Here is a 1,165-nt window from a genome sequence, read left to right as displayed (position 1 = left end):
GGGTTCTACCCCGTTAACGCGGACACTTCTAAGAAGACCGATCATGGTCAAAAAGGAGTGTCATGTCCAAGCGAAGAAAGTTCAGCGAAGAGTTCAAGCGTGAGGCCGTCGGCCTAACCCGGCAGCCGGGCGCGCAGCTCAGTCAGGTGGCCCGCGATATTGGCGTGGGTGCGGGGGTTCTGGGCCGGTGGCGGCGCGAGTTGGAGACCGACAAGGCGAAGGCCTTCGCCGGCTCGGGCGTGCCGCGCGACCAGGAGATGGCGACCCTCAAGCGCGAGCTGGCCCGGGTGAAGAAGGAGAGAGATTTTTTGCGCGATGCGGCAGCGTTCTTCGCCAGGGAATCGAGCTGAAGTATCAGACGATCCAACGCTGTCGCGGTCTCTACCCTGTCCAGCTGATGTGTCGATGCCTGAAGGTGTCGACCAGCGGCTTTCATGCCTGGAACAAACGGCCGATGAGCGCTCGTGCTACCGACAATCAGCGGCTGTTGACCCGCATCCGGGAGATCCATGCCGCCAGCGATGGCGTGATGGGCATGCCGCGCATGCATGAGGATCTGTCCTATGCCGGCGAGACGGCCAGCCGTAATCGTGTCGCCCGGCTGATGGCCAGGGACGGCTTGTTCGGGGTGCCGCAGAAGCGTTCGTGGCAGCGCAAGCGCACGGGCGTGCGGCCAGATCACGTCCAGAATCACCTCGAACGTGACTTCTCGGCGCTGGAGCCCAACACGAAGTGGGTGACTGACATCACCTACATCCACACCGCCGAGGGGTGGCTGTATCTGTGCACCGTGCTCGACCTGTTCAACCATCAGATCGTCGGATGGTCGATGTCCGATATTCAGGATAGGCACATGGTGATCAAGGCGGTACTGATGGCTTGCTGGCAGCGTCCTGATCGAGAGCCATTGGTGCTGCATTCGGATCGCGGCACGCAATTTACCAGCGGCGAATATCAGCGTTTTCTCACGGATCACAACATCCAAAGCAGCATGAGCGCGGTCGGTCATTGTGCGGACAACGCGGCAGCCGAGGGCTTCTTCGGCATGATCAAACGCGAACGCGTCCATCGTCGCCGCTACCTGACTCTGGCCGAGGCAAGGTCCGACGTCTTTGACTATATCGAGCGCTTTCACAATCCCCGAATGCAACGCAGAATCGAGGTT

1 protein-coding gene is annotated in these 1,165 nt (G+C 60.6%); it reads left to right on the top strand.

What is annotated here, in order from left to right:
• Positions 1 to 62 precede the first annotated feature (62 nt).
• Positions 63 to 1,165 (top strand): IS3 family transposase gene (locus tag AC3WRN_RS16685; RefSeq protein ID WP_492623827.1). Its coding sequence is split into 2 segments (ribosomal slippage), with 1,104 coding nucleotides annotated over them: positions 63 to 312 and positions 312 to 1,165; the frame shifts between segments, so codons are not numbered across the junction. This gene is flagged as partial in the annotation.

The organism is Rhodanobacter sp. FW101-FHT13A11 (assembly GCF_058790335.1).
This window is presented reverse-complemented; position numbering and strand designations above follow the sequence as displayed.